The organism is Marinimicrobium sp., from assembly GCF_002695945.1.
In the GTDB taxonomy this organism is placed as follows: domain Bacteria; phylum Pseudomonadota; class Gammaproteobacteria; order Pseudomonadales; family Cellvibrionaceae; genus Marinimicrobium; species Marinimicrobium koreense.
This window is the reverse complement of the sequence record NZ_NZQP01000022.1, coordinates 16,502-39,417: the sequence shown is the minus strand read 5'-3', so window position 1 is coordinate 39,417 and position 22,916 is coordinate 16,502. Positions and strand designations below refer to the sequence as shown.

Here is a 22,916-nt window from a genome sequence, read left to right as displayed (position 1 = left end):
CTCTTATCGAACAACACCCCGATCGGTTACCACCGCTGTCAGGGGAATATCCCATGGTTCAATCGGCAGCGCGGGTACTTCCTGACAGGCGTGCGCCAGGCCAAACAGGTCCGGGCCGTACCCGGGGATGTGACCGTCACCGGCCTTGAACGCGAAGGTCCGATCGTAGAAACCGCCGCCCATGCCCAGTCGCCCTCCGTTCGCATCGAAGCCCACCAGGGGTAGCAATACCAGATTCAGAAAGGGTGCCGCCAGGCGCGGTTCCCGGTAGGGATTCGGCTCCGGAATACCATAGCGGTTGGGGTAGAGTGGGGTGTCGCGCTGCCAGAGCACAAACCAGAGTCGCCTTGGTTGAATGGGGTGTAAGACGGGCAGGTAGCACTGCTTACCCAACTGCCAGGCTCGCTCCACAATGGGGGTGGGATCAATCTCGCCGTCATTGGGCCAGTACACAGCGATCCGCCGACTGCGAATGAATTCCGCGGTGCGACTTATCTGACGCGCCACTGCGTGGGCGGCGTCCCGGTGTTCCTGGGCCGTCAGGCCATTGCGGCGGGCGCGCAATCGTTGGCGCAGTTGTTTCTTGTCCGGTGCNGGAAATTCGGAAATCGTGCTCAAGGGCGAGACGTCCGCGGTTGAATCGTCCTAAAGGAATCACCGGACCCAAACCGGANCGGCGAGAGAAAGGAGAACCCCAAGGTGCCGCTGTCAATTGGGCCTTGAACCCTAAGGCTCAAGGTGGCGATGTTCGCGGTCCATCAGGCTTCCCGTTCGCGCGGTAATGCTCAACAGGACCTACAGAACAACGCCTGTACTGCGGTTATCGGCTCAAGGACGTGTTGACTGGCGAACACCCCAGGGCGTGCNNTCAGTATAACCCGGAAGTCGGGGGGCAACGCAACCGGATTCGGCACCGGCAAAAGGTGGGGGCTCAGTGCTGCTCGAACTGCTCCAGGCTGCGATCGATTTTGTCGTTCAGGCGCTGCAGTTCGTTCTGGTCCAGATCCAGCGAGGGCTGTTGCGGTTGGCGTTTGGCCTGCAACAATTCGTGGCTCAGGTTCAGGGCCGCCATCACGGCGATCCGTTCCAGCCCGATTACCGATCCGCTGCGCTTGATGGCNCGCATGCGCTCATCGAGCAGTTCAGCAGACTCCTGCAGTGCCGCGCGNTCCTCTCGNGGGCAGGCCACCTGATAGTCTTTATCCAGAATTTTTACGAAAACCGTTTCGGTGCTCACGAGTCAGCCTCCAGGCTCTTCAGGCGCGTAATCATGGCCTCTACNCGGCCGCGGGCCAGCTCGTTTTTCTCGATCAAACGCACCCGCTCCCGCTGCCAGTCATTGGCTTTGGCCCGCAGTTCGTCGTTCTCCTGCTGCAGGCGTTCACAGACCTGGATCAGACGATCCATCTTTGCTTCCAGGGCTTCTAGCAGTTCATCGGACATGATTTCGGGGACCGGGTTCATTATTCGCGTGCAGCTACTATATTGCGCCCTTCGCAGAGGGTCAATCTTCGCCCCGTTGGGTCACGGCGGATGCGGGTCATACCGCTGCGCTCGGCCCCTACGCATACCTCCGCGGTTCGTGTAGGGCGGATAAGCCGAAGGCGCATCCGCCGCAACCGNACTCGACGACANCCGCCGTAACCACTNCGCTGTTAACGCCTGCCCGCCGTCAAATCGGGATTCGTGTTAGCATATCCGGTCAACGACACGAGGTGCCCATGACGACCGAACCCGAAATAACCCCCCTGAGTTATGAACAATTGAGCGAGCTGTTACAGCCGCTGGGTATTCTGATCAACCCGGCGGAATTGCAGGGGCTGTTGTGCGGGAAGTTCTGTGGTGGGGCCAAACCGGATGAAACCGAATGGTTGCTTGAGGCGGTGGAAGAGCTGGACTTTACCCAGGCGCCGGACGAGTCGGTCCGCAATGCGCTGACCCAAGTGTACCGGGATACNCGGGCGCAACTGACCGGCAACGGCTTTGCGCTGCAACCGCTGCTGCCCAAAGACGAGCGGGAAATCACCCTGCGGGTGCAGTGCCTCGGGCAGTGGTGTCACGGTTTTCTGGTGGGCTTTGGCAGCGCTGGGCACGCCGGCGACACTAACCTTTCGGACGAAGCCCGCGAGGCNCTGGAAGATCTGGCGGCCATTGCCCAGGTGGAGCTGGACGATGAAGAGTCCGCCCGTGAAGCCGAGAACGATTACGTCGAAGTGGTGGAATATGTGCGCATGGCCGCGCTTTCGCTGTTTATGGAGTTTGGCGCGCGGGCGCTGGTGGATGCCAATGTGCCCGGTGCCGAGGCGACCCAGACCCCATCGGCGGATGAACCCCCGACCCTGCATTGATGTCGTTACCCCTTTTTCGCGTTACCTANCGGCTGAGCCCTAAGGTCGATCCATGAAAATCACACGTCAGGAGTTCGCCCGTCGGCGCAAGGCGCTGATGGAGGTGATGGAACCCAACAGCATTGCCATAGTGCCCTCGGCGCCGGAACGTCAGCGCAGTCGCGATACCGAGTACCCTTACCGCCAGGACAGCGACCTGCACTACCTGAGCGGTTTTCCCGANCCCGGCGCGGTGTTGGCNCTGATTCCCGGGCGGGANCACGGCGANTTCGTCCTGTTCTGCCGCGACCGGGACCCGGACCGGGAAATCTGGGACGGCTACCGCGCCGGACCCGAAGGTGCCTGCCGGGATTACGGCGCCGACGATGCGTTCCCCATTGATGACATCGACGATATTCTGCCGGGNCTGCTCGAAGGCCGGGAGCGGGTTTACTACGCCATGGGCAAAGATCGGGAGTTTGATCGCCAGGTCATGGACTGGGTGAACAGTATCCGTGCNAAGGTCCGCTCCGGTGCCACCCCACCCGGGGAGTTTCTCGATCTGAATCACTTTCTGCACGACCTGCGCCTGATCAAAAGTGCCGCCGAGCTGCGCCTGATGCGCCACGCCGGGGAGATTTCCGCCCGGGCGCACAGTCGCGCCATGCGCTACTGCCAGCCGGGGGTGATGGAGTATCAGCTCGAGGCGGAGATTCTGCACGAGTTTGCCATGGCCGGGGCGCGCTTCCCGGCTTACAGCAGTATTGTGGGCGGCGGTAAAAACGGCTGCATCTTGCACTATATTGAAAATAGCGCCGCACTGAAAAACGGTGACCTGGTCTTGATTGATGCCGGCTGTGAGTANGAAACCTATGCCGCGGATATCACCCGGACCTTCCCGGTCAACGGCACCTTCAGTGCGGAGCAGCGNGCTNTGTANGAATGGGTCCTCAAGGCGCAGCGNGCGGCGATTGCCGAGATCCGCCCNGGCAACCACTGGAACCGTCCCCACGAGGTGTCGGTCCAGGTGCTGACCGAAGGTCTTGTNGAGCTGGGGCTCTTGCAGGGTGAAGTGGATGAACTGATCGCCAACGAGGCCTATCGCGAATTCTATATGCATNGGGTCGGNCATTGGCTCGGGNTGGATGTGCACGATGTGGGCGACTACAAAATCGATGGCCAGTGGCGNCTGTTGGAGCCGGGTATGGTCATGACCGTGGAGCCCGGACTCTATGTGGCGCCGGACAATGAGCGGGTCGCCCGGAAGTGGCGCGGCATCGGGATTCGGATNGAAGACGATGTGGTGGTGACCAAAGAGGGATGCGAGGTTCTGACCGACGGTGTGCCCAAGGAGCCGGATGACATCGAGGCACTGATGGCNGATGCATCGCGATCGCGGTAATGACCGCCACTGTTCCTGTGTGAGGCCTGTCCATGAATGAATCGCTTGCCCTGCCGGACTACGACATCGCCATTGTGGGCGGTGGCATGGTGGGGTCTGTGTTGGCCGGACTGCTGTCCGCCAGCGGTGCCGGCTGGCGGACAGTGTTGATCGACGCCCGCTCTCCCGANGGGTTGGTGAGTGATCACTACGNNCCTCACTATGACAATCGCTCCACCGCCATTTCCGCTGGCAGCGCCGATATTCTGCAGCGTCTGGGGCTATGGTCTCGGCTGAAAGCCCACGCGACGGCCATCACGGAGGTGCATGTGTCCGATCAGGGGCACCTTGGCGGGGCCCTGATTGNCGCCCGTGAGCAGGCCCGGGATGCCCTGGGTTACGTTCTGGAAAATGCCTGGCTGGCACCGACCCTGCGAGCGGCGGCCGATGGCGCGCNGGAGGTCNGGGTGCTGGCCCCGGCGCAGGTGACCGGCCTGTTGCCGGGGCGGCACCTGAGCACCCTCACCCTGAAGGGTGAGGGTGCCCCGGGAACGCTCACCGCGCGGCTGGTGGTGCTCGCGGACGGAGGCGCTTCCGATCTGCACCGTCGGTTGGGCATAGAGCAGGTCCGCCGCGACTATCAGCAGCATGCGGTGATTGCCAATGTCTCGTTCGAGCGACCTCACAGGGGTCGCGCCTACGAGCGCTTTACCCCCCGAGGGCCCTTGGCGCTGTTGCCGCTGGATGAAAGCCCGCAGGCCCGTCGGGCCGCGCTGGTCTGGACCCTGCCCCCGGGCGAGGCCGAGGCACTGCGCCGCGCCCCGGAGCCGGAATTTCTTGACGCCCTGCAGCGGGCCTTCGGCTGGCGTCTCGGGCGCCTGACCCGGGTCGGCGAGCGACAGTCCTGGCCGCTGGCGCTGGTTCAGGCCCAGGAGCAGGTGCGCTCGCGGTTGGTGTTACTGGGCAACAGTGCCCACTATCTGCACCCGGTGGCGGGGCAGGGGTTCAACCTGTCCCTGCGCGATGCGGCGGCCCTGGCGGCGGTCTTGCGGCGGGCGCGTCTGGAGGGAGGTGATCCCGGGGCGCTGCCCGTGCTGAATCGTTATGTGGCGCAGCGCGCCCAGGATCAGCGTCTGACCATACAGCTGAGCGATAAACTGGTGCGGGTGTTTTCCAACCGCCGTCTCGGTCTGATGGCGTTGCGTCATCTCGGGTTTGTCGGGTTGGACTTTCTGCCCGGGGTAAAAGACTGGTTTGCCGCCCAGACCATGGGCACGGCCGGGCCGCGTGCGCCCTGGGAACCTCCCGTTCAACGGCTGTCGGAGATGGGGCCATGAGTGAAACCACGTACGATGTCATTGTCGTCGGTGCGGGGCAGGTCGGGGCCACNCTGGCACTGAAACTGGCGCCCCTGCTGGCGGCCCGTGGCCTGCGCCTGGCGCTGGTGGAAGCCAGCGACGCCGAGCCGGCCGTGTATCGGGGGGAGCAGTTCGATCCCCGGGTGGTGGCGCTGACGCCGGCGTCCCGNCGAATCTATGAGCAGTTGGGCCTATGGCGGCACATAGAGGCCGAACGGGCCTGCCCCTACCGGGATATGTTGGTGTGGGATGGTGAGGCCAGCGGGCGCATCGGTTTTCACGCGGATGAGCTCAACTGCGACCANCTGGGCCACATTGTGGAAAATAGCGTTCTGGTGCGCCACCTGCGTCAGGCCTTGACCTANCAGTCCACGGTCGAGTGGTTCCGGCCGTCGGCGGTGGNGACCCTTAAGCAGCGCGATGACGGGGCTGCATCGGTCGGCCTCGATACCGGGCACACGCTGGTTGCGCCTTTGGTGATTGCCGCCGATGGAGCTCACTCCCGGGTGCGGGAGCTGGCGGGTTTCAATATCCGGGAGTGGCCCTATGAACAGAGGGCCATTGTCACCACCGTGCGGACCGAGCGGCCCCACGGCCAGACGGCCCGCCAGCGCTTTATGCGCACCGGGCCCCTGGCGTTCCTGCCCCTGCGCTGCCACTGGGGTGAGGCGGATGCCGGTGAACACCCCTGGGATGAGCACTACAGCTCCATCGTCTGGTCCGCCGACTCGGCTCTGGCCGACGAGTTGCTGGCCCTGGACGACGCGGCATTCTGCGACCGCCTCGGACGGGACTTCGAGTACACTCTGGGGGCGGTCACCGGTACGGATCGCCGCCACGGTATTCCGCTCTACCAGCGCCACGCCCGGGATTACATCCGCCCGGGCATCGCCCTGGTCGGCGATGCGGCGCACAGTATTCACCCCCTGGCCGGTCAGGGGGTGAATCTGGGGCTGAAGGATGTGCAGGCCCTGTATCAGGAAATTGAACGGGCGTTGACTCGCGGCCTGCCGCTGTCGGAGCCCTCGATACTGCGCCGTTATCAACGCCAACGCCTGGGGGACAACCTGGGCATGATGGCGACCATGGAAGGTTTCAAACGACTCTTCGGCAGTCGCTCTCCCGCCTGGATCGCCCTGCGCAATAGTGGGCTCCGGCGGGTGGACAATCTGCCACTGATCAAAAACACGCTTGCTCAAAAAGCCATGGGAGTATGAGCTGCTATGAATATCAACCCCCATCTGGAACTGTCCAACCTTCTCAAAGACCTGGGTGTGAAGCCCGGGGATACCCTGATGGTGCACGCATCGCTGCGTTCACTGGGGGAGGCCATGCCCGCCGATATCGTATCGGCCGGGTTGCGCCGGGCCCTGGGGCCTGAGGGCACCTTGGCAATGCCCACGCTCAGTTATGAAACGGTCAACGCCGAAAATCCGCTGTTCGATACCGAGGAAACCCCCTCCTGTGTCGGCAGCCTGAGTGAGGCGTTCCGGCGCCAGCAGGGTGTGGTGCGCAGCCTTCACCCGACGCACTCGGCGGCGGCGATCGGTCCCAATACCTCGGACCTGCTCGTGGGCCACGAAAAGGACCACACTCCCTGCGGTGAGCATTCGCCTTTCGCCATCTTGCCGAAGCTCGGCGGCCGGATACTCTTTCTCGGGTGCGATTTCACCGTCAACACCATGATGCACGCGGTGGAAGAACAGGTGATGCCGCCGTACCTGTTGGAAGAGGAGCCTGTGGACTTCATTCTCACCGACGCCCGAGGCCGGCAGATCACCAATGCCGTTCGCTGTCACAGCTTCAAAGGCTATGTGCAACGCTACGATCGCCTGGAGTCGTTGCTGCCCGAAGGCGCCATAAAGCGCGGCCAACTGCTCGCGGCCGATTGCATGTTGGTGGATGCCCAGGCGGCCTGGGATGCGGCACTGGCCGCCATCAAAAAAGATCCTCTGTACTTCGTGGACAAGGAATAACGCCGACTATGCCGCTACTCACCCCCGAGCGTAAGCGCCGACTGGACCTGTCGCTCAATGCTCTGTTGATCCTGTGCCTGCTGGTTGCCGGTGCGGTGTTTCTGGGCTACTCAGAGGGCTATGGTATGTTACTGGCCCCGGTGGGCTGGGTGGTGGCGCTGGGTGTTTTCCGGCGCTGGCGCTGGGCCTACTTCGCCAGTGCCGTCTGGGCGCTGGCCTGTTACCAGTTGGCCAAGGAAGGACTGGAGTTTGAAGTACTGAAGCGCGTGGTGATGATATTCAGCATGCCTCTGGTGGTGCTCTCCATCTACCTGCACGAAGTACTCGCCCGTCGGTAGCGCACCCATGTGGTGCCACACACCTTTTTCGGCACCCCATGGGTGCCGTGCACTGTCGCTTCGGAACCCGCTCAAAGTTTCATCAAATTATGCTTGAACTGCCTGGAGCGAAGTGCTTTAATTTTTTTGCTAGAGATTGTGAACGGCCAAAGGCTAGGCTCCCGCGAGGCACCCTCCAGTAACTTTGTTCGACCCTTCCCTTAGCACAACCCCTGGGGTTGTTTCACCCCGGCTTTTGCGTTGCTCGCCCAGGCGTTGACCAAGGTCGGTTTATGTCAGGCAGGTTCGTCGATGTTTTCGGATCTGCATTTGTTTGCTAGACGAGGAAAGTATGTCAGATCAACTGGTATCAGGTGTTGTTAAGTGGTTCAACGACGACAAAGGTTATGGTTTCATCGAGCGTGAAGGTGGTGCAGACGTGTTTGTTCACTTTCGTGCCATTAATGGTTCAGGTCGTCGCACGTTGAAAGAAGGCCAGAGCGTCACTTTCGAAGTGACCCAGGGCCAGAAGGGACCGCAGGCGGAAAACGTCACACCGCTGTAATCTGACCGAACGCAATCACCTGCGCGGCCGCCGGTTCCGGCGGCCCGCATTGGGCCAGAGTGCTCTTCGCTCTGGCTTGCCCCCNCTGCTTTTCGCTCGCGTTAAGCCACACGTTTCTTNTGCTGAAAATTTTTCTCTCGGGGTGGTTCCGCGAGTCACCAGACGGTATCCTTCGGGTTTGTCCGGGAATCATGAATTCATGCTCGATTTGAAAGCGTTGATCTGGCTGACCGTTCTGGGCCTGTTCATTTATTACAGCTGGCGCGCCTTNCAGGCGAAAGACCGGGCGTTCATCGCGGCCCGTCGTCACTGTGAACAGATGCAGGTGCAGATGTTGGATCAGAGTGTTTATCTGCGTAAGCTCTGGATCAAAAAAGACGCCNGGGGTCGCCCCGGTTTATGGNGNGCGTTCTATTTCGAGTTNACCGTCACCGGNGGTGACCGCTACTTTGGCCGGGTGTTGATGCTCGGTCGACACATCCAGCGCGTTGAGCTTGACCCCCACCGTTTGCATTGACCCCTGAATGNCTCCCCCAAATGATAAAGGTGATTGTGTGACNGATAGGATCGGCGGCTGGCAGCGCAAGTCGACGCGCTGCGTGTATGAAAACCCCTGGATTAAAGTGTCCCACGAGGAGGTGATCACTCCGGCTGGTACGGATGGCATNTATGGCGTGGTGCATTTCAAAAATACCGCGGTCGGNGTGGTCCCGATTGATGAAGNNGGCAACACCTGGCTGGTGCGTCAGACCCGTTACACCATGGGTGAATATACNTGGGAAATCCCGGAGGGCGGTTGNCCCCGCGATGAAGACCCATTGAGTGCCGCCAAGCGTGAGTTGCAGGAAGAGGTGGGGCTCTCGGCCCAACACTGGGAGATGTTGCAGGAGCTGCAGTTGTCCAATTCGGTCACCGACGAAACCGCGATCATTTACGTGGCNCGGGATTTGCAGACCGTCGAGCAGAGTCTGGATGATAGCGAAGATATTGAAGTGAAAAAGTTACCGCTGACCGAGGCCATCGCGATGGTGGATTGCGGTGAAATTACCGATGCGATTTCGGTGGCCGCATTGTTGCGGTTGGCGCGGTGAGCTTAACGTTGGGTTACGGCGGATGCGGCCTTTGGCCTTATCCGCCCTACNCNTAGCACNGCNGTGCTNTGNGTAGGGCGGATAAGGCNAAAGGCCGCATCCGCCGTAACCCAAGGTAATTACCCCTCCATCTCCTCCAATTCCTTCCCTTTGGTCTCATGCACCATCATCANCACNAACACCACAGAGAGCGCGGCGAAGAAGGTGTAGATACCGTAAGCGGCGGATANACCAATGCCCGCNAGAAGAATCGGNAAGGTCCAGGTGACCAGGAAATTGGCCAACCACTGGGCCAGACCGGCAACGGCCAGACCAGAGCCGCGAATCTGGTTCGGGAACATCTCCCCGAGCATGATCCACATCACCGGGCCCCAGGACAGGTTGAACAGGAACACATAAGCGTTCGCCGCAATCAGGGCCAGCAGGCCGGCATTGTCGGACANGTTCAGGTTGCCGGTTTCCACGTTCACCGGTGCNCCGGCAAAGGCGTAGGCGACCAGGCCCAGAGTGATGGCCATACCGGCCGAGCCGAACCACAACAGCGGCTTGCGNCCAATTTTGTCGACAAAGAAAAAGGTGANCAGACAGGCCGCGATGCTGATGCTGCCGGAGATGACGTTGATGGCCAGGGCGTCGTTTTCGGAGAAGCCCGCTGCCTGCCAGAGTACTGCACCGTAGTAGAACACCACATTGATGCCCACGAACTGCTGCAGTACCGCCAGGCCGATGCCGATCCAGACGATGGTGCGCAGCTTGCCGGTCTGTTTGTTGATCAGGTCGGACAGCCGCGGNCGGTGATGGTCNTTGGCNAGGGAGGTNNTGATNTCNTCGACTTTGGTNTCGGCNGTGCNGCGCCCNTANAGNCGGGCCANTACGCCNCCGGCTTNCTCCATNTTNCCNGANGCCACCAGATAGCGGGGACTNTCCGGAATNGCNAGAAGNGCNAAGAAAAANATNNANGCCGGNATCANNTCCATCCANAACATCCAGCGCCAGGTTTCAAANCCCANCCAGAACTCCCGGGTGGAGCCGCCGGCGAANTTGGCCAACAGGTAGTTGCTGAAGAACGCCATGGTCAGGCCGGTGATGATGGCGATCTGCTGNACTGAGGTGAGCATACCGCGGTAGCGCGCTGGAGCCACCTCACTGATATAGGCCGGTGCCATGACGCTGGCGGCACCTACGGCGAGACCGCCCAGAATGCGATAGATGACAAATTCAACAGTGCCACCAGCAACGCCGGAGCCCCANGCGGACACGATGAAAAAGACCGAGGCGACGATCAGCAGGGAGCGACGTCCGTATTTGTCCGCNAGGTTACCGGCAAAGAAGGCGCCGACGGCGCAGCCGAGCAACATGGACGACACGCTCAACCCGGTACCGGCACTGTCGGAGTTGAACGCGGTTTGCAGGCCTTCGACCGTGCCGTTGATGACGCCGCTGTCAAAGCCGAACAGAAAGCCGCCGATAGTGGCGACGCAGCTGATCAACACAATAAACAGCGTACTTCCCTGTTCAGGGTGAGTTGCATTTGTAGTCATGGAGTGAATACCTATGGTTTTTTTGGGTTCCAAAAATTGCCAGACCGTGGTTGTTATCGTTGAACTGGTTGTTGCCCCATGTTGACCTGAAACTGACCGTAGGCGTGGCGCCCGGCGGCCAGTCCCTGTGCAACCCGGCCATTATTGTCNGTCTTTAAGGCCGGGTGCGTGTGTAGCTTATCAGGGCAGAGCGCGATACACCATGTTACTGAAGCGCACTTTACCTTCACCGGCCGCGTAAAGGGCCGGGCGCAGACTCATAAAGCCATAAGCCACATTGTGGTGGTAGCCGGAGACTTCCATCTGGGTCGGATACTTGATCCAGGTTTCCCCACCATCGGTACTGGTGTGGATGGTGAGAATGTGCCGGTCATTGGTGATCCGCATCCGCAGTTGGGTGTCCATGCCGTCGGGCTTGGGGGCGGTGCGCTGGTCCATGCCGTAGCGGTGCAGGACGAAATGCGCCTTGNTGACCCCAACGCCGGCGTAGAGCTTATCGTTGTAGAACACCATGGCGCCGGCCTGAGCNCCCTCGTCAAAGTCGATATCGACTTCAAACTGATAGGAGTGATCGCCGGCAATGAAGGTCAGAGGCGAGCTGTTGCTGGGTGAGTCGCCCTTGGCCTCCAGCTCCAGAACGCCAGCGTCGTGATCGTAGTGCACCCGTTCGTTTTCGGTAATATCCCCTCGGAAAAAACTGTACTGGATGCCGAACTTGTTGGTGCTGAAATCATCGGAAAGGGGGATNCCGTGCNTGAGCGCGGTGCCACCTTCGGGCTTGGGAATGGGCTGACTCATGTCGTAGCCTTTGGTGACCAGCCAGCCATCGTCGGTCCACTCCACCGGCTCCATCAGGGTCTGACGGCCCAGNGTGTAATANCCGTTTTCATAACCGTGGTACATCATGTACCAGTCACCGTCGGTCGGGCCTTCCACCAGGGTGGCATGACCGCGGGACCACCATTTCTCCGCGGCGCTCTCGGTGCGCACAATCGGATTGTGGGGCGAGTCTTCCCANGGGCCGTGGATGGATTTGGAGCGGGCGTGAATCACCATNTGNCCCGTAGGCGGNCCGGCGGTNCCGCCGACGGCGGTGATCATATGGTAATAGCCNCCGTGCTGCATGATCTTGGGCCCTTCCTGGCAGTCGCATTCCACGTCCCAGTGCTCGGGATAATCCCAGGCGTCATAGACGTGCTCCATGTCGCCGGTAATGCGCAGGCCATCGTCAGATAGTGGCACACGATAACCGGCGGACAGGAACAGGTAGCGCTTGCCGTCTTCACCCACGGCGTGACCGGGGTCAATCAGGTCGTTATCCAGCGCGATCGGATCGGACCAGGGGCCTTCGATATTGTCCGCATAGACCACATAGATATTGTTGTTGCCCGGAAACTTTGCCGGAATGTACAGGTAGTAGCGTCCGTCGTGCTTGGTCAGCTCCGGCGCCCAGATGCTGCCGACATACTCGGTCAGGGCCGGGCCAACCGGCTCCCAGTTCACCAGGTCTTTGGAGTGCCAGATCGTCAGGGCCGGGTAGGCCTCAAACGAGGAAAACGTCATGTAGTAGTCGTCGCCGTCTTTGAGAATACTCGGGTCGGGGCGATCGCCGGACATGATGGGGTTGAGATAAGTACCGTCACCGAGATCCGCCTGGCGTTGACCCTCGTAGGTGGTCTCCCACTGCTGGCAGTGTTTGACGTAAGGGTTGCCCAGGTAGGGACTACAGTCTTCGGTGTGGGTTTGGGATTGATCGGGGTTGTTGGNCGATGTGCAGGCGCCCAATAGCAGCGCTGCCCCGGCAAGGGATAGCCATGTTTTCATTGTTTTTCTCTCTCACATTAATTTTTCAATATTAGTNTTTTAAGTATTTACTGTAGCTATTGGTGTTTGAGCACTTAGAGTGTGGCCTTAACCCACGGTTGGGAAACTGCTCAGGTTTCGTGGTGGCAGAAAGACCGGCGGCGTGACAGGTTCTGAAACTCTCACTTCAGGGATGAAGTGAGAGAGCTACAGGGATGTATTCATCGCGTTTTCAGAACCTGTCACGCCGCCGGTCCACTCTCAGCCCTTCAAAACAATCTTCTGGAGAACGAAGCGGTTTTCAGGACAATCTGCTTAGCGTACGAAACGGTTGATGATGTTTTCGTAAAGCTCCTGCTGGCCGCTGGTCTGCTTGGGCTCGCCCAGGGCGTTACCAATTTCGGCCAGTTGCTCCAGAGACAGTTTGCCCTGTTCGAAATCGGCACCTTTACCGTTGTCGAAAGAGGCGTAACGCTCGGCGCGCATTTTCTCCAGCGGCGACTTCTGGATCAGGTCGTCGGCGATCAACAGTGAGCGGGCGAACACGTCCATACCACCGATGTGACCGAAGAAGGTGTCGTTCAGGTCGGTGGAGTTACGACGACGCTTGGCATCGAAGTTTACACCGCCGCCCTGGAAACCGCCGTGGCGCAGCAGAACCAGCATCATCTCAACGGTTTCGTTGATGTTGTACGGGAACTGGTCGGTGTCCCAGCTGTTCTGGTAGTCACCGCGGTTGGCATCGATGGAACCGAGCATGCCGGCGTTGGCCGCTGCCTGCATTTCGTGGTCCATGGTGTGCTGGGCCAGGGTGGCGTGGTTGGTTTCGATGTTCAGTTTGAAGTCTTTGTCCAGGCCGTGATGACGCAGGAAGCCGATGACGGTTTCGCTGTCGAAATCGTACTGGTGCTTGGTCGGCTCCATCGGCTTGGGCTCGATCAGGAAGTTACCCTTGAAGCCGTTCTTGCGGCCGTAGTCACGGGCCATGGTCAGGAAGCGGGCCAGGTGCTCCTGCTCGCGCTTCATGTCGGTGTTAAGCAGGCTCATGTAACCTTCGCGGCCGCCCCAGAACACGTAGTTCTCACCGTCCAGTGCAATGGTCGCGTCCATCGCGTCTTTCAACTGGGCGCCGGCGAAAGCGACCACGTCAAAGTCCGGGTTGGTGGAAGCACCGTTCATGAAACGCGGGTTGCTGAACAGGTTGGAGGTACCCCACAGCAGTTTTACGCCGGATTCTTTCTGCTTGGCTTTCGCCAGCTCAACCCAGTTCTGCAGACGCTTCTGGGTTTCCGCGCGGGAATCACCCTCTTCAATCACGTCCACATCGTGGAAGCAGTAGTAGGGCACACCCAGCTTGGTGAAGAATTCAAACGCCGCGTCCAGCTTCATGCGGGTGCGGGTTTCGTGATCCTTGCCTTCGCTCCAGGGGAAGTGGAAGGGGCCGGGGCCGAAGGGGTCGTGGCCTGCGCCGCAGAAGGTGTGCCAGTAGCACACGGCAAAGCGGAAGTGCTCTTTCATGGTCTTGCCGGCCACTACGCGGTTCTCGTCGTAATACTGGAACGCGAAGGGGTTGTCGGACTCAGGGCCTTCGTAGGCAATTTTGCCAACGCCGGGGAAATACTCTTTATCGCCTAGGGTGATGCTCATGGTAATGACCTTTTGTGCTTTGTGTGAAAAGAGGTGGGCGGCGGTGGAGCCACCGCCCGGTTTCGGGTGTCCTTATCGGGCCTCGGCAAGGCGGCGCTCGACCGCCTCACGCCAATGGCCATAGAGTTCCTGATAACGGGATTGCAGCGCTGCCTCCGGCTCGAGAATCGCCTTGCGGGTCAGGGTGCGGAACACATCCTCACGGGAGGTGTAGTAGTCGCAACCCCAGGCCGCGGCCCGGGCGACGCCCTCGGCGCTGTCGGTCTGATACAGCTCCAGCGGAGCGCCGGTCAGGTTCACAAAGGCGCTGCTGAAAATCGGACTCAAAAACATGTTGCTGTGCCCGGCGCGCACCACGCGGGTTTCCGCGCCCAGGCCCTTGATCAGATCAAAACCCAGGTTCATGGCATAGGCCACGCCTTCCTGGGTGGCGCGGGCGATGTGGTTGACGCTGTGACGGTTCAGGTCCAGGCCATCCATCTGGGCGGACAGCAGCTTGTTGCGCATGATCCGCTCGGCGCCGTTCCCGAAAGGATAGACGTTCAGGCCTTCACTGCCAGGTTCCACAGATTCGCCCAGCTCGTTCAGTTTCGGGTAGGAGACTTCACCGCCGGCGCTCAGCACGCCGCGCAGCCAGCTGTTCATCCGACCGGCGCCGTTGATGCAGGCCAGCAGGCCCTTGTGCACTTCGGCCTCGCCTTTGTTGACGTGGCGGAAGGTGTTGATGCGCTGATCGGGGTCGGCAATGTTCTTGTCGGTGACCGCATAGACCACGCCGGAGGTGCCGGCAGTGGTGGCCACATCGCCCGGCTCCAGCACGTTCAGACTCATGGCGTTGGCCACCTGGTCGCCGGCGCGGAAGGCGATTTTGGTGCCGGGGTTGATGCCGAGTTCGCGGGCGGCCTGTTCGTTCACTTCGCCCTGCACGCCCAGGTTCGGGACCTGTTTGGCCAACAGGCTTGGATCGATATGCCAGTGCTTGAGCAGTTTTTCGGAGGCTTTGTTTTCGGCAAAGTCCCAGAACACGCCTTCGGACAGGCCGGAGGCAGTGGTGGTGCACTCGCCGCTCAGTTTGTAGGCGATGTAGTCGCCGGGCAGCAGAATCTTGTCGATTTTGGCGTAGGTATCCGGCTCGTTTTCCTGCACCCAGCGCAGCTTGGCGGCGGTGAAGTTGCCCGGGGAGTTGAGCAGGTGCTCCATGCACCAGTCTTTACCCAGTTCCTCAAAGGCTTTCTCGCCGGTGGCGACCGCGCGGCTGTCACACCAGATGATCGAGGGGCGCAATACCTCGCCCTGCGCATCCACCGCCACCAGGCCATGCATCTGATAGGAGATGCCGATGGCGCCGATCTTGTCTTTCGCTTCGGGGTGCTCGGCCCACATCTGGGCGCAGCCCTGACGCACGGCGTCCCACCAGGCTTCCGGGGACTGTTCCGCCCAGCCGGACTGCGGGGCGCTGATGGTCATTTCCTGGGGCGGGTAGGTGGCGCCCACCACCCGTTCGCCGGTTTCGCCATTGATGACGGCCAGTTTGACCGAGGAGCTGCCGATGTCTAATCCTAAAAAGTACATAGTTCTACTCTTTCTGTCTGTTGGGTGCTGTCTGTTGGGTTTGAGCCGCTTGCTGCCCATCTTATAGTTTAGGTGACTAACAGTAAATCCGCGTTGATCGATTCAGACCGTCTGCTCGGAGGGCTGACCACGCTTACTTCCGGGGTCATCCGCGCGGGGTGGTGCGGTCGAGTCCCGGACAATCAATCGGTGCTCCACAATTTCCGGTGCCTCGCCAATATCGTGGCCCTCAATGGCGCTGATCAGCCGGCGCATGGTGCGCTCGCCGATCTCTTCCGTGGGCTGCACCACGGTGGTCAGGGGCGGATCCATGATGGCCGCGTAGCGGGTGTCATCGAAGCCCACCACCGAAATGTCTTCGGGGACGCGCAGCCCCCGGCGTTTGATTTCATAGATTGCTGCCATCGCCATTTCGTCGTTGGCGCAGAAAATGGCGGTGGGCGCCTCCGGCAGGCTGAGCAACTTGCGGGTGGCCCGCCGAGCACCGTCGATGGTCTGATCGCCGTTGACCACCCACTCCCGGTGTTCGCCCTGGGGGCTGGCTTTCATGGCATCGAAGTAGCCCCGCTCCCGGTCACGGGTCAGCAGTGAACCGCGCGAACCGGCGATAAAGCCGATGCGCTGGTGACCGAGCTGGAGCAGATACTGGGTGGCCTCGCTCGCGGCGCGACGGTTGTCGACCCGTACGCTGGGGATATGGGCCATTTCGTCGGTGACGTTTTCGCAGCCGAGCACGATCGGGGTGCGCCGTGCCTGGGTGGAGTACTGGCTGGTGCCGGAAATGGGCGAGGGGCTGGCGAGCACGATGATGCCATCGGCCTCCTTGGACATGACCATCTTGCAGTAGTCGTCCAGCTCGGGCTGGCTGCTGGCGGTTTCCCGGATCAGGATCGAATAGCCGGTTTCCCGGGCGACGCCATTGATGCCGCGCATCACGCCTTCCCAGAAGGGCAGGCCCACGGATTGAAGCACCACCAGAATCAGCCCGGTTTTGCCTCGACGAAAGTTGCGGGCCAGGGCATTGGGGGTGTAGCCGGTTTCCTCAATAGCCGACTGAACCGCCGCCAGGGTCTTGGGTTTGACCTGGTCGGGGCTGTTCAGGCACCGGGATACCGTGGAGATGGATACCCCGGCCAATTTGGCCACTTGCTTGATCGACACGGTTTCGCTCCGTTAGCGCTGTGTGCTCCGACGCTCCGGCCGGAATGAGAGTATTCATAAAAAGGTTTATGAAAACGTTGCCATTCCGGCTTATGGTCGTTAAGACACTGAATAAGGCAGATTATGGACCCGTTTTTAGGTGATTGGCAAGTGGCTGAGTCAAAAAATAGAAACGTTTTCATTTTGGGCAAGAGTGTGGGGTATTGTCCTAATGGCCGTCGGTTCGAGGGGAGGTGGATTAATGGCGGGGGCAGAGAAGAGACCAGTACCTCCGCACGGAGGTACTGGTCTCTTCAGGTTGGAAGCTTCATGCTCCTGAGAAAAGCGTGTCAGCCTACTGGTTCATGGTCAGCTGCCATGACCAGTTCATGGCGCACTCAACCGTAATGTCCTCAGGCACGTACGTGGTTTGCCGCACCTCTATCCAAGTTCCGCTGATATTGCTGGCGTCGGGGTCGTAATAACCGACAAAGTCACTGCTGTCGCTGCTGACGAAGTTTTCCTGTGGTATATGTTCTGACACAGGCTCAAAAAAGCTCAGTTGGCCCTCCGCCGTCAATGTGCCGGTGATGGAGTCAGTGTCATCGCCTGTGCCTGACGTTAAGACGAATGACCCATTGGCCGCGTCCAGTTCCAGTTGAATCTGCTCTTCCAGGGTATCGCCCACCGTCTCATCGGCGCAGTACACGTCGTACCCCGGACCGCTGACGGGATCGTCGATGGTGGGGCCGGTGATCGAAACCAGGGTTTCGGTCAGTGTGTAGGACCCACCGGTTGCCGCGGGCGTGTCGTCGTCGCCACCGCCGTCGGTACCAGAGCCACCACCAGAGCCTACTGATACGCCAGTCGGACCTATTCTTTCAAAAAGAATAGGTTGCTCTTCGCCGCCATTGTTTTCTGTTTCCAGGCTTTCAATCAGCACCAGCTGGTTGGTCTCGGCATTGAAGTTGATGGTAGTAATCGTATCGCCGCCACCATCCAAGCAATCCCGTACTCCAGGAGCCGTGCCGGGGCAGGGGTGTGAAAGGCCCCATTCGCCATTGGTGTCTGTCGCCTGGGTGAACGTGGCGGCGCCGGTGTCGCTGTCGATGGTGTATTGGCCGCGCTCTATACCTGTCTGTCCTGCATCATCCATTGGCGACTCCTGAAGCATGGCGTACAGGCCGCTTTCAAACAGGTGGATGAGAACGAATTCCGTCTCGGTATCAATGCTCCAGGTGCCCACCCGGCCGTCGGTGTCGCTGTAGAGGCGGGTAAACTCAATGACTTCGGCACCGTCGCCTTCGCTGTCGCAACCTTCTCCGACGCCGGTGTCGGCGCCCAATAACAGCTTGTCGTCGCCGGGGTTGTCGCCAGTTACCAGGTCAAAGGTGAACAGGCTGTCTTCCTCTGAGGCGCAGGTGCTGCCGGACAGGCCAATCTCACCGTTGTAGTCGCGCACGTTCGACAGGGTGATCTGGCCATTGTTGATGTTCCAGTCGAGTTCACCCACTTCGAAACCATCCATTTCGGGCCAGTCCTCGTCATTGAAGATGGCGAAGCGACCGTCGGCTAATAGGGTCAGCACGATGACAAACTGTTCTTCAGGATCCGCCGCTGACGTGTCCACGTAATACCAGCTCCCCACGGCCTGGTCCCGGACATTGTCGATTGAGGCCTGTAGGTGAGCCCGAGCGTCTTCGGCGGTAACCAGGGTGGCATTGTCGCTGCCGGAGTTGGTGACCAGGTCGGCCACCTGATCATCGAAATCCTCAGCCGAGAAATCCACCGCCGTGGCGAAGTCGGCGGCCTGGCTGGCGATATCGATGCCGTTGCTGGCATCCCCATCAAAATCGAGGGTCTGCAGCAGGCGGGCAATATTGGTCGCTACCACATCAGTGGGGTCATCGGTGCCGGCAATGGTCAGAGGCGTAATGACGCCGCGTGCGGTGGTTGGGGGGAAGCTCAGATCACCAATGGAGAAGGTCACGGTATCGCCCGGCTCAAAGGTGAACCGGCCTTGGGCGTCGGTGGTGCCGGTGACGCCGCTGGGAGCGTTGGTGAACGTCACTCCCGCAACAGCACTGTCGACAAAGGTGCCGGTACGGCTGCCGGCGGTGGGCTCGTCGTCCCCGCCGTCATCATCGGTGCCGTCGTCACCATCGCTATCGTCGTTGGTGTCACCACCATCGTCGTCATTGGTATCGCCGCCGCCGTCGTCGTTGGTGGGTGGGGTGTCACCGCCGCTGCTGCCGCCGCCGCAAGCGGCCAGCGTTATCAGGGCGAAGCTCAACAGTAAGGTTCGAATGAATACAAGCATGATCTGGCTCCAATATGATTATGAGAGGTCGGTACCGAATCCTGGTCCGGACGGGTCCCTGTCGCTGCCGATGGAGCGGAACAGCGGCTCCGGCGCGAAGCTGTCGCTAAACTCCTCCCGGCAGTCTAGTACAGGTGGGGTAGAGGGGCATCACCCATTTGAGGTATGACGGACCGGAGGTGGCGGCAGCCAGACCGACGGTTTGGCAAAAACCCCTTGCACTCGGGGCCCTAACACTGAACAATTCCCGTTTCGGCGGAGGTCAGATTCCGCACGCCCCTCCGTCCTGTGACGTTGAGTGACGACTGCAAGGTGATCAATGACAGAGCTGTACATTTTGCGCAATCAGCATGGGTATTTTCTGGGTAAACAGAAGGATTGGCTGGACGGTCGGGACCGCGGTGCCCTGTACAAGACACCCCACAAGGACGAGGCCATCAATCTGAAGGTGGAAGTGAGCGCCAAGGATTTCGAACAGCGGATTCATATTCTGCCCTGTCAGCCCGATGAGCGTGGTCTTCCGGTGCTGGCGGTGGATGACATGCCCCCGCCGCGGGCCCGAGTGAAGCCGGTCCGGGCGGACAGTGCCGAGCCGGCGCCGGAAGCGTCACCTGAGCCCTCCGAGTCCGCCCAAGAGGCGCAAGACTAACGCGTTTTCAATACCGGCCGGTTCGTGCTGTAAAGGAGCCAACCTTGTCCCAATCCGAGCGTTTCCGCCATCTTCTGACGCACTTCGCGTCAACCGCCAATCAGACGCTGGGCGGCATTCGCCGGGGCGTGGAAAAAGAGAGTCTGCGGGTGACGCCCGAGGGTGAACTGTCCCAGGCGGTGCACCCCAAAGGGCTGGGGTCGGCGCTGACACACCCGCATATCACCACCGATTACAGCGAAGCGCTGCTTGAGTTCATTACCGAGCCGTTCACCCGGGTCGATGCATTGCTCAAGCAGCTGGATGATGTTCACCGTTACACCTATAGCGTGCTGGACCGGGAGTTGCTCTGGCCGGCCAGCATGCCCTGTGCGCTCAAGGGCGAGGAAGGGGTGCCGGTGGCGCTCTATGGCAGCTCCAACAGCGGCAAGATGAAAACCGTGTACCGCCTGGGGCTGGCCCACCGCTACGGGCGGGTCATGCAGACCATTGCCGGAGTCCATTACAACTTCTCGCTGCCGGACGATTTCTGGCGCACCCTGCAGGGCGAAGAGGGAGATACCGGCTCCCTGCAGGATTTCAAAACCCGGCGCTACTTCGACCTGATTCGCAACTTCCGGCGCTATTCCTGGCTGTTGATCTATCTGTTCGGCGCCGCCCCTGCGGTCTGTCGTTCATTTGTGCGCAATCGGCCGCACAAACTGGTGCCGTTTGAGGGCGATGAGCATACCCTGCACGCCCCTTACGCTACCTCGTTGCGCATGGGGGATCTGGGTTACCAAAGCGATGCCCAGCAACAGATGATTGTCTGCTACAACGATCTACCCTCGTACCTTCAGACGCTGTGCAAAGCCATCACCCAGCCTCACCCGGCCTATCAGGCCGTTGGCGTGAAGGGGACAGACGGCGAGTACCAACAGCTCAACACCAGTCTGCTGCAGATCGAGAACGAGTTTTACAGCAGCGTGCGTCCCAAGCGCACCACACGGCGTGGCGAGACGGCGCTACAGGCGCTTCGACTGCGCGGCGTAGAGTACGTTGAGGTGCGCTGCGTTGATCTGAACCCCTATGAGCCCTTGGGTATCAGTGCCGAGCAGATCCATTTTCTGGATGCCTTCCTGCTGCACTGTCTGTTGTCGCCGAGCCCGAAAGCGGACGATCAGGAGTATCGCAACATCCAGGAAAACCAGACGCGGATTGTCTACCGTGGCCGTGAGCCCGGCCTGAACTTGTGCCGCGGGGCCGGTGAAGTATCGATGTTCGAGTGGGCCGGTGCACTGTTGCGGGAGATGGATGACTGCGCGGGTCTGCTGGATCAGAGTGCCGGTGACGGGCACTTCCGGGCGGCGGTGGCGCAGCAGCGTCGCAAACTGGACAACCCGGCCCTCACGCCCTCGGCTCGGGTTCTGGAAGACATGCGCCGGGACAAGCTGACCTTCTTCCGCCACTCCATGGGGTTGGCCGAGCGGCACCGGGAGGCGTTTCTGCAGCGTCCGCTGGCGTCTGAGCAACAAGCCGCCTACGTGCGAATGGCGGAACAGTCCCTGAGCGACCAGGAAGCCGTCGAGGCGGAGGATCAGCTCAGCTTTGAAGACTACTTGGCGAACTATTACCGCCAGTATCAGGACTGCGGTTGCAGCGCCTCCGAGACTTAGCGCTGAACCACAAAGTTCCGGAACAGCAGGTCGCGGACCACGTTTTCCCGACCTTCCTCCTGCGCGAGCAGCGCGTTGGTTTCCGCCAGCGCGGTCTGGCGAAGTTGCTCGCGCCCGCTCTGGGTATTGATCTCTTCCTCCCCCTGGCGACTGAACAGCATGACCAGGTGGTGGCGTATCAGTGGCATGTGATGGCGGATCACACTGGCGTCCCGGGATTTATCGAGACGTAGCGAGACTTCGGCCCGTAAATACTTGAGCCGCCCCGGTCCGCCGTAGTTGACCACCAGTGGCTCACTTAGCGGTACATAAAGCTGGCCGTCTTCCAGCTCATCCTCCTGGGCGCTGGCTGACCAGCTCAACAGCAGACCGACGCTGAGCGCCAAGGACAGAAAAAAGCCTGTCGACGGTCGGTTAGACGCATATTTGAAGATCGACATCGGAAACCTACCGGTGATTCATTCGGGAATCTGTGCGCTAAATGGTGGCGCGCTCAGGGCGTTATTGCGTACCATTGTAGCCTAAAGGCGGCGCAGTGATAGCGCCTTGTGATGGCCCCAAGAGACCTGATTATGCCATTGACCATTCGTATGACCAACCTGCTCATCCTGCTCGCGGTGATGGCCATGATGGCCGTTGCACTGTATATGGAGCACGCCATGGGGTTGGAGCCCTGTCCCCTGTGTGTCAGTCAGCGAATTTTCGTCATTCTGGTGGGCGTCTGGGCGCTTCTGGCATTTTTACACCATCCGGGGCGCATCGGCCGGGGTATTTATGCGGGGTTGGGGGTGCTCTCGGCGGTCGCCGGTGGTGCCGTATCCAGCCGCCAGCTGTGGCTGCAGAGCCTGCCCGCCAGCGAAGTGCCCGCCTGTGGTCCGGGGGTGGATTATATTCTGGATACCTTCCCGCTGCTGGATGCGCTGCGGGTCATGCTCACCGGTGACGGCAATTGCGCCGAGGTGGCCTGGTCACTGTTCGGGATCAGCATTCCCGGTTGGACGCTCATTGGATTTATACTACTGGGGCTTGCACATCTGTGGCAGGCCCTGCGTCGGCGCTGAATCGGGCGTCGATGTTTCTCTCGGTTAAGGACGGGTTATGTTAGACAACTGTAAAGATGCAAAAGAGCGCTGGGGCGGCGTGAGTACAATCATTGATCGCTGGCTGGAAGAGCGGCGCAAAATGCTGGTTCAGTTTTGCGACCTCAGCGCCATGAAGGCCGGTGAGGCCGACGAAGAGTTGCGAGGTCATAAACTGCGCCACCTGTGCGAAATCATGGTGGATTACGTGTCGGCCGGGCACTTTGAAGTGTACGACCAACTGATCAAGGAAGGGCGTGAGTTCGACGATGAAGACGCGCTGAAAGAGGCCAGCCAATTGTTCAAGGTGGTGGACCTGACCACCCAGGAAGTGCTGGACTTCAACGACAAGTATCTGGAAACCGATGACCTGGAAGCGTTGGATCGGGATCTGTCGACACTGGGCGAAACCCTGGAAACCCGGTTTACCGCTGAAGATCGCATGATTGCCGTGTTACATACCGCACACAAAGATCTGGTGGCCTGATCCCCGAT

23 protein-coding genes and 1 other RNA gene are annotated in these 22,916 nt (G+C 60.3%); 13 read left to right on the top strand and 11 right to left on the bottom strand.

Going from position 1 to position 22,916, the window contains the following annotated elements; translation table 11 throughout:
* Nucleotides 1–3 precede the first annotated feature (3 nt).
* From CMG77_RS05500 to CMG77_RS05485, 4 genes are all read right to left on the bottom strand, one after another.
* The gene (locus CMG77_RS05500; protein WP_286804998.1) at nt 4–618 is read right to left on the bottom strand and encodes a 5-formyltetrahydrofolate cyclo-ligase; all 615 of its coding nucleotides are present in this window, start codon (nt 616–618) and stop codon (nt 4–6) included.
* Between the two features lie 69 nt (nt 619–687).
* Nucleotides 688–865, bottom strand: a non-coding RNA gene (gene ssrS, locus CMG77_RS05495) — 6S RNA.
* Nucleotides 866–931: 66 nt separating this feature from the next.
* On the bottom strand, nt 932–1,237 hold the full coding sequence (locus CMG77_RS05490; protein WP_286903739.1) for a cell division protein ZapA: 306 nt from the start codon (nt 1,235–1,237) through the stop codon (nt 932–934).
* Complete coding sequence (locus CMG77_RS05485) at nt 1,234–1,443, bottom strand: TIGR02449 family protein (protein ID WP_024461964.1); 210 nt, start codon at nt 1,441–1,443, stop codon at nt 1,234–1,236. Before CMG77_RS05485 ends, CMG77_RS05490 begins: the two co-directional genes overlap by 4 nt.
* Before the next feature lie 278 nt (nt 1,444–1,721).
* Between CMG77_RS05485 and CMG77_RS05480 the strand changes: the two genes are divergently transcribed.
* From CMG77_RS05480 to CMG77_RS05440, 9 genes are all read left to right on the top strand, one after another.
* Complete coding sequence (locus tag CMG77_RS05480; protein WP_123639359.1) at nt 1,722–2,348, top strand: UPF0149 family protein; 627 nt, start codon at nt 1,722–1,724, stop codon at nt 2,346–2,348.
* 52 nt (nt 2,349–2,400) lie between these two features.
* Nucleotides 2,401–3,729 (top strand): Xaa-Pro aminopeptidase, encoded by a 1,329-nt coding sequence (gene pepP / locus CMG77_RS05475; protein WP_286903738.1) that lies wholly within the window; start codon nt 2,401–2,403, stop codon nt 3,727–3,729.
* Nucleotides 3,730–3,761: 32 nt separating this feature from the next.
* Complete coding sequence (gene ubiH, locus CMG77_RS05470; RefSeq protein WP_286903737.1) at nt 3,762–5,045, top strand: 2-octaprenyl-6-methoxyphenyl hydroxylase; 1,284 nt, start codon at nt 3,762–3,764, stop codon at nt 5,043–5,045.
* The gene (locus tag CMG77_RS05465; RefSeq protein WP_286903736.1) at nt 5,042–6,283 is read left to right on the top strand and encodes a UbiH/UbiF/VisC/COQ6 family ubiquinone biosynthesis hydroxylase; all 1,242 of its coding nucleotides are present in this window, start codon (nt 5,042–5,044) and stop codon (nt 6,281–6,283) included. Before ubiH ends, CMG77_RS05465 begins: the two co-directional genes overlap by 4 nt.
* A gap of 6 nt (nt 6,284–6,289) precedes the next feature.
* Nucleotides 6,290–7,042, top strand: coding sequence for an AAC(3) family N-acetyltransferase (locus CMG77_RS05460; RefSeq protein WP_123639356.1), 753 nt, complete (start codon nt 6,290–6,292; stop codon nt 7,040–7,042).
* Nucleotides 7,043–7,050: 8 nt separating this feature from the next.
* Nucleotides 7,051–7,380 (top strand): hypothetical protein, encoded by a 330-nt coding sequence (locus tag CMG77_RS05455; protein WP_123639355.1) that lies wholly within the window; start codon nt 7,051–7,053, stop codon nt 7,378–7,380.
* A 331-nt stretch (nt 7,381–7,711) separates the two neighbouring features.
* On the top strand, nt 7,712–7,924 hold the full coding sequence (locus CMG77_RS05450) for a cold-shock protein (protein ID WP_024461971.1): 213 nt from the start codon (nt 7,712–7,714) through the stop codon (nt 7,922–7,924).
* Nucleotides 7,925–8,123: 199 nt separating this feature from the next.
* Nucleotides 8,124–8,441 carry a DUF3301 domain-containing protein gene (locus CMG77_RS05445; RefSeq protein ID WP_286903735.1) on the top strand — a complete coding sequence of 106 codons (318 nt, stop codon included), beginning with the start codon at nt 8,124–8,126 and terminating at the stop codon, nt 8,439–8,441.
* Nucleotides 8,442–8,448: 7 nt separating this feature from the next.
* The gene (locus tag CMG77_RS05440) at nt 8,449–9,015 is read left to right on the top strand and encodes an NUDIX domain-containing protein (RefSeq protein ID WP_502691759.1); all 567 of its coding nucleotides are present in this window, start codon (nt 8,449–8,451) and stop codon (nt 9,013–9,015) included.
* Between the two features lie 119 nt (nt 9,016–9,134).
* On the opposite strand, the gene CMG77_RS05435 is transcribed toward CMG77_RS05440, so the two are convergent.
* From CMG77_RS05435 to CMG77_RS05410, 6 genes are all read right to left on the bottom strand, one after another.
* Nucleotides 9,135–10,556, bottom strand: coding sequence for a sugar porter family MFS transporter (locus tag CMG77_RS05435; protein WP_286903733.1), 1,422 nt, complete (start codon nt 10,554–10,556; stop codon nt 9,135–9,137).
* A 180-nt stretch (nt 10,557–10,736) separates the two neighbouring features.
* Nucleotides 10,737–12,380 (bottom strand): family 43 glycosylhydrolase, encoded by a 1,644-nt coding sequence (locus tag CMG77_RS05430; protein ID WP_286903732.1) that lies wholly within the window; start codon nt 12,378–12,380, stop codon nt 10,737–10,739.
* Between the two features lie 294 nt (nt 12,381–12,674).
* Nucleotides 12,675–14,006, bottom strand: coding sequence for a xylose isomerase (gene xylA, locus CMG77_RS05425; protein WP_123639351.1), 1,332 nt, complete (start codon nt 14,004–14,006; stop codon nt 12,675–12,677).
* A gap of 72 nt (nt 14,007–14,078) precedes the next feature.
* Nucleotides 14,079–15,578: a xylulokinase gene (locus CMG77_RS05420; RefSeq protein ID WP_286876034.1), complete on the bottom strand. Its 1,500-nt coding sequence runs from the start codon at nt 15,576–15,578 to the stop codon at nt 14,079–14,081.
* A 102-nt stretch (nt 15,579–15,680) separates the two neighbouring features.
* Entirely contained in the window at nt 15,681–16,739 is a 1,059-nt protein-coding gene (locus CMG77_RS05415; protein ID WP_286805744.1) for a LacI family DNA-binding transcriptional regulator, read from the bottom strand.
* 334 nt (nt 16,740–17,073) lie between these two features.
* Nucleotides 17,074–19,038, bottom strand: a complete 1,965-nt coding sequence (locus CMG77_RS05410) for a hypothetical protein (protein WP_286805746.1) — start codon at nt 19,036–19,038, stop codon at nt 17,074–17,076.
* A 319-nt stretch (nt 19,039–19,357) separates the two neighbouring features.
* On the opposite strand from CMG77_RS05410, the gene CMG77_RS05405 reads away from it, so the two are divergent.
* Together CMG77_RS05405 and gshA are read left to right on the top strand one after the other, a co-directional pair.
* Nucleotides 19,358–19,687: a hypothetical protein gene (locus CMG77_RS05405; RefSeq protein WP_286805748.1), complete on the top strand. Its 330-nt coding sequence runs from the start codon at nt 19,358–19,360 to the stop codon at nt 19,685–19,687.
* A 74-nt stretch (nt 19,688–19,761) separates the two neighbouring features.
* Nucleotides 19,762–21,342: a glutamate--cysteine ligase gene (gene gshA / locus CMG77_RS05400; protein ID WP_286805777.1), complete on the top strand. Its 1,581-nt coding sequence runs from the start codon at nt 19,762–19,764 to the stop codon at nt 21,340–21,342.
* Here gshA and CMG77_RS05395 read toward each other — a convergent pair.
* Nucleotides 21,339–21,782, bottom strand: coding sequence for a flagellar basal body-associated FliL family protein (locus CMG77_RS05395; RefSeq protein ID WP_286805749.1), 444 nt, complete (start codon nt 21,780–21,782; stop codon nt 21,339–21,341). The genes gshA and CMG77_RS05395 overlap by 4 nt on opposite strands.
* A 132-nt stretch (nt 21,783–21,914) precedes the next feature.
* On the opposite strand from CMG77_RS05395, the gene CMG77_RS05390 reads away from it, so the two are divergent.
* Nucleotides 21,915–22,403, top strand: coding sequence for a disulfide bond formation protein B (locus CMG77_RS05390; protein ID WP_286903731.1), 489 nt, complete (start codon nt 21,915–21,917; stop codon nt 22,401–22,403).
* Nucleotides 22,404–22,440: 37 nt separating this feature from the next.
* Nucleotides 22,441–22,908 (top strand): sigma D regulator, encoded by a 468-nt coding sequence (gene rsd, locus CMG77_RS05385; protein ID WP_123639344.1) that lies wholly within the window; start codon nt 22,441–22,443, stop codon nt 22,906–22,908.
* Nucleotides 22,909–22,916 lie beyond the last annotated feature (8 nt).